Raw genomic sequence first — 4,744 nt, forward strand, 5'->3', positions numbered from 1 at the left:
AATTGGGATAGCCTTCCAAAATATCCTCTATAGTGCTTCCTTCACCCAGCTTGCGAACAATTAATTCCACAGAAATTCGCGTCCCCTTGATAACAGGCTTTCCGCGAAGCACATCTGGATTAATATCTATCCAATCACTCATTATCAATTACCTCCTTCGGAATCTGTGCGAGGCATGGGGTCTGACCCCAAGCTGCTTCTGTAAGCCTTCAGTATCATTAACGATACGCCGAAATTTTCATTGAAGGTATGCGGAACATTCTATAATTAACTGTTATCATTGCCTTTACTCAACTTAAGCCATCTACCCTCTGGATATGCATCCCAGCATCCCAGCCTCAAGTTCACACTCCACGCTTGCCCCATGAAACCATGTCTTTGTTTCATCGAGGCCAGCCCCATTTCGTAAACATAAACCCTCTAAGTTGACATTCCGTGCCGGACGCGTTTTGTATACTTAAACCCCCTAAGTTCACACTCCGCGTCGGACGCGATATGTAAACTTAAGCCCCGTAATCCGTCTTTTTTTCTTTGGCTGTAAAACCGATCTTTTTTTGGGGGCCTTTCTCCTCAAAGAGAATCTCCTTTATAGCCTGAAAAACCATTTCAAACTGTTCATCATATTTTTGCTCCAGAGCTTCGATCTTCTGCCGCAGTTCTTCATTTTCAGCCAACATTCTGCGCATCTGGGTGAATGTTCTCATAATCTGGATATTGACCTGAATGGCCCTGTCGCTGCGCAGCACACTGGAAAGCATAGCTATACCCTGTTCTGTGAATGCCATTGGTAGATACCTGCTGCCTCCCCAACTTGAGGTCACAATTTGTGACCTCAAGTTGTTGAACTCTTGCCGTGTCAGCTCAAACATAAAAATCTTCAGGGAAGCGTTCGGTATTTCTGCGTACCGCTTGTTTTAGAGCTTTGGTTTCAACCCCATAAAGCTCAGCTAGATCCTGGTCAAACATAACCCTGATACCGCGAACAAGATATATGCGATTGGCAATGTTCTCTATGGGTATAATTTCATCCATGACAGTCCTCGTAGTTTATTGAGGCCCCAAAAATCAAGCCCCGGTCAACAGGTGTCCCCAAGACTGGTTACTGGATTTTGCGGTATACCCTTTGTGTATAATGATTAAAAGACCAAAAGCTGTGAACCCGATAAAACAAAGAGAACAGTCAGGCATTGCGCACTGCTGCCCGGGCCTTGACCCCGAAATGCTTCTTCCGGAGCTCCCATTGCTGATTTATCTGCAGCCAGGCGGCAAAGAGTATCACCAAGGGAAGCAGCCAGATATAAGAGCTGACCTCCTGGACCTGGAGGAGGTTTACTATTTGATTTCCGGCTATAAGCAGCACCAGAGCAGTCAGGGCGGCAACACCCAGGGCGATGTAAGCCGAAAGCCTGGCTATGCCACTAGCATCGCTGTCCTCCTTGGGCAGGACAATGGCTATGGGGTAGGACAGGGCGGCAATGGGGGTTATCACCGCCACAATAGCCATGAACGTACCCAGGATACCGAAAGCTTCCGGGCCATACAGCCTTGTGATAATGGGCGCAAAGGCGATGACAATGGCCTGCGCCCCGGCAGTCCCCGACGCCACCACAGCCACATTCCGCACAAACTTGCTTCTATACGTGCGTTCCAGGAATTGCTTTATCCCGGCTATGGAAAGAGCCGCTTGGGCACCAGTCGTATTCCCCATCAATCCTCAGCCAATTGCCACACTATAATTACCCCCGCCAAGTGTACACTCCAGGCCAGACCCATTCTGTAAACTTAAACTCCTCTAAGTTTACATTTCGCGCCTGCCCTATGAAATATCTTCCCATTTCATCAGGGCCGGACGCATTCTGTATACTTAAACCCTCTTTCCTCTAATCTTCTCAACTTCTCATCCTCTAAATCTACCAGGGGCATCGGGGTCTGACCCACAAGCTGTGTTCTGTAGCATAAGTCAAAAAATAAAGAAATAAGAATTTTTTGCCGCTGATGGCTTATAAATTAAAAAACAAAGAATAAGAATTTTAGCCGCTGATTGCGCTGATCTGCGCTGATAAAGCGGACACAGGCCATCGGGGTCTGAGCAAGTTTTTCTTGTAACCATCCAGTATCATTGGCGATACACCGCATTTTTCATTAAAGGTATGCTGCCAAGGGCCGAGGAACAAGGGCCGAGGGCCGAGTTAAAACTGGTTCTTGGTTCCTGGTTCGTCGTTCTTGGTTCTTGGTTTCCGGGGAGCACTTTTGACAGTACAGTTAAGAAAGCAACTCATTCAGTTCTTGTTTGTCGATCCATAACAAAGAACCAAGCACAAGGAACGAGGAACATGTCAAGGTTACACTATTGAACATGGTGGTCTGACCCCATGCTTCTAAAAAACGGGGGAGATTTCCAGGCTGGTATAAATATAGCTGCCATCCTTACGAATAAAAGTATACTCAAACTGTTCCTTGATGCCTTCCTTTCTGCGCTGCATGTATTCCCGGGCGACTTGAGTCTCTTGCTCATCCATAAACTCGAACAGGTGCTTACCTTGCATTTCCTGTACAGTGTAGCCCAGCATTTCAGCCATGCGCTGGTTGACAAAGACAGTGTAGCCTTCTTTGTCAATCTGCCAGACGCCTTCATTAAGGTTTTCAACCAGCAGGCGGTATTTTGCTTCACTGTCTTGAAAAGGGTGTTGAAAAGATTGATGTATATTCAGTAATTTCAGATAGTTATATATAAAATCGTGATTTTGAGAATTTTCGAATGTCCTCGGCTCAGATTTTTTTAAAAATAATCAGCTAAAATCAAAAAAAATACTTTACTATTTAAATAAATCACTGTATATTTCCTTTATATCAACTCAATATAAAGGAGATAGTTATGCAAGGTAAAATTTTAAGAAAAAAAATAAAAAAAACAATAATGTCCGAATTAAAGAAAAAATCTCTTAAATGGAGAAAACTACCAAAAAAAGAAAAAAAGATTATCGTAAATGATGTTATAAACGAAATTATTGCTATGAATGAATCTCTTGAAGCATCTGATTATTCTATAGCAGAGTTGACAGGAATAGAAAATCAAATCGTTAACAGAAATATAATTCCATTGAATAAAATGGATAAAGTAGTCAATGGACTCAAATCTAATAAAATGCTAAATCTAATCTATCATAAAAGAAAATCATATATAAAAAACAAGGAGCTCACGTTTATTGATGGCTTGCTAGATGATAATGTACTCGACGCATTAATGGCGTATCAAGGATTTACACCTTCCATGAGAGAGATTATGCCACATCAACTCCTTCGTGCTGAATTGCTCAAATGTATTAAATATCCCGAAATTAGCTATCGAAAATTTTGCTCAAACGAATACTTTGGAATGCATCAAAAAGAAAATAAGGCTTTTGTTAGACTGCCTATAAATAAAAATGTTTTTATTGACCATACTCAACTCTCTAAATTTCGTAAAAGCCTTGGATTTCATAATCTAGTAAATATAATGGTATACATCATTTACCACTTACAAAAGAAGGGACTCTTACATGACAAAGTCATCCATGGCATAGATTCTACGGACTTGACTACAACAGAACAGTCCTTGCTTGCCTCAATCACAATCAATGGGCACAAAGTACGCATTTATACTGACTTAGATGCTGACTGTGGCAAACGCCGCAATAAAAATGATAAATCAACCTACGTCATAGGATATAGAATGCATACCTTGACAGCTATCAATCCTGAAAATGGCCACAACCTCCCTTTGATATCTTTGTTGGCACCTGCCAATCACCATGACAGCCTGTTTGCTCACCCACTGATCTCCTTGGCTCAAGCCATCGGACTTGATGTCAAACTGGTCACAGCTGATGAAGCATATCATGACAATCAAGGTGATATCTATAATGATACCGGAGCTACCATCATTACTCCACCCAATAAAACAGTCACCATCCCCGACTTTGTCGATGTGGAACAAAAACAGGTTTTTTGCAATAAAAACTGCGAGTTTGCAATGGACTACATAGGCACCACCGAGAATAATCACCATGAGTTCAAGTGCAGCGCCAACAGGGGAGAATGTCTTTTTGCCGGATCATGTACAGGATATAGATTCATCCCTTTTGACTCCGGATACTTTCAACGCGTGCACAATTTTCTTGAACAAACCGAACACGCCATTGATATCCGTAAGCACTCTGAAAGACCATTCAACCTGCTCAAAAACAGGGAAGGTCTTAAGGAAACCCGGGCTAAAAGCCAGCATGGAATCCTGGCTCGCTGTGTATTTGCGCAAATGGCTACCTTGCTGATAGAAATGGCAGGGACCAGGAAAAAGCAAAAACCCAAGAAAAAACAAGAAAAACAATTGTCACTGCCAATGGCTGCATAGAAGTAGAAACAAGTAAGCAAAAAAGCACTCGTTAAGTTTATACAGTATAGTTGCGTCCAGTTTTGATCAGGCAGGGCATGTGAGGCCAAAAACTCCACCCTATATTGGGCAAAAAAACGGAGTAAACAAAAACCCTCCTTGCACTTGGCAGAAATTAACTGCACGCAAATAGAAAAAATATCCTCATTTTCCAAAAATAGGCAACAAGATAGCTTGACCTTCACTATTCTGAAGTGACTTGGCAACACCCTTTAAAACTTCTTAAACCTAAACAACTCCCACGTCTCTCACTACTCACCGCTTCCCAACTCATCTGTCATATCTTCTGTCACTCCCCTCGCTCCCTCATCCCAC

The 4,744-nt window shown here is 42.5% G+C and carries 6 protein-coding genes and 1 pseudogene; 1 reads left to right on the top strand and 6 read right to left on the bottom strand.

Going from position 1 to position 4,744, the window contains the following annotated elements:
- The 6 genes and pseudogenes from QZP87_RS15565 to QZP87_RS07210 all read right to left on the bottom strand — a co-directional run.
- A partial coding sequence (locus QZP87_RS15565) for a DUF433 domain-containing protein (protein WP_363330999.1) occupies window positions 1-142 on the bottom strand: 142 nt, incomplete at its 3' end.
- A gap of 361 nt (window positions 143-503) precedes the next feature.
- A complete protein-coding gene (locus QZP87_RS07190) occupies window positions 504-785 on the bottom strand; it encodes a hypothetical protein (RefSeq protein WP_291322246.1) in 282 nt (93 codons plus the stop codon).
- A gap of 15 nt (window positions 786-800) precedes the next feature.
- Window positions 801-869, bottom strand: a pseudogene (locus tag QZP87_RS07195) (ORF6N domain-containing protein); the annotation flags it as partial.
- A complete protein-coding gene (locus QZP87_RS07200; RefSeq protein ID WP_291322242.1) occupies window positions 862-1,032 on the bottom strand; it encodes an ORF6N domain-containing protein in 171 nt (56 codons plus the stop codon). The pseudogene QZP87_RS07195 and the gene QZP87_RS07200, both read right to left, overlap by 8 nt.
- 148 nt (window positions 1,033-1,180) lie before the next feature.
- Window positions 1,181-1,708: an oligosaccharide flippase family protein gene (locus QZP87_RS07205; RefSeq protein ID WP_291322243.1), complete on the bottom strand. Its 528-nt coding sequence runs from the start codon at window positions 1,706-1,708 to the stop codon at window positions 1,181-1,183.
- A 670-nt stretch (window positions 1,709-2,378) separates the two neighbouring features.
- Complete coding sequence (locus QZP87_RS07210; protein ID WP_363331000.1) at window positions 2,379-2,732, bottom strand: PAS domain S-box protein; 354 nt, start codon at window positions 2,730-2,732, stop codon at window positions 2,379-2,381.
- 143 nt (window positions 2,733-2,875) lie between these two features.
- Here QZP87_RS07210 and QZP87_RS07215 point away from each other — a divergent pair, with 143 nt between their 5' ends.
- Window positions 2,876-4,390, top strand: a complete 1,515-nt coding sequence (locus QZP87_RS07215; RefSeq protein ID WP_291322244.1) for a transposase — start codon at window positions 2,876-2,878, stop codon at window positions 4,388-4,390.
- The last annotated feature ends 354 nt before the right edge of the window (window positions 4,391-4,744 follow it).

Source organism: Desulfonatronospira sp., from assembly GCA_003563255.1.
GTDB lineage: Bacteria > Desulfobacterota > Desulfovibrionia > Desulfovibrionales > Desulfonatronovibrionaceae > Desulfonatronospira.

Excerpts from the sequence above, each read along its gene's own strand:
- QZP87_RS07205 (WP_291322243.1), bottom strand. The coding sequence starts at position 1,708 with ATGGGGAATACGACTGGTGCCCAAGCGGCTCTTTCCATAGCCGGGATA.
- QZP87_RS07215 (WP_291322244.1), top strand. The coding sequence starts at position 2,876 with ATGCAAGGTAAAATTTTAAGAAAAAAAATAAAAAAAACAATAATGTCC.
- QZP87_RS07190 (WP_291322246.1), bottom strand. The coding sequence starts at position 785 with ATGGCATTCACAGAACAGGGTATAGCTATGCTTTCCAGTGTGCTGCGC.
- QZP87_RS07200 (WP_291322242.1), bottom strand. The coding sequence starts at position 1,032 with ATGGATGAAATTATACCCATAGAGAACATTGCCAATCGCATATATCTT.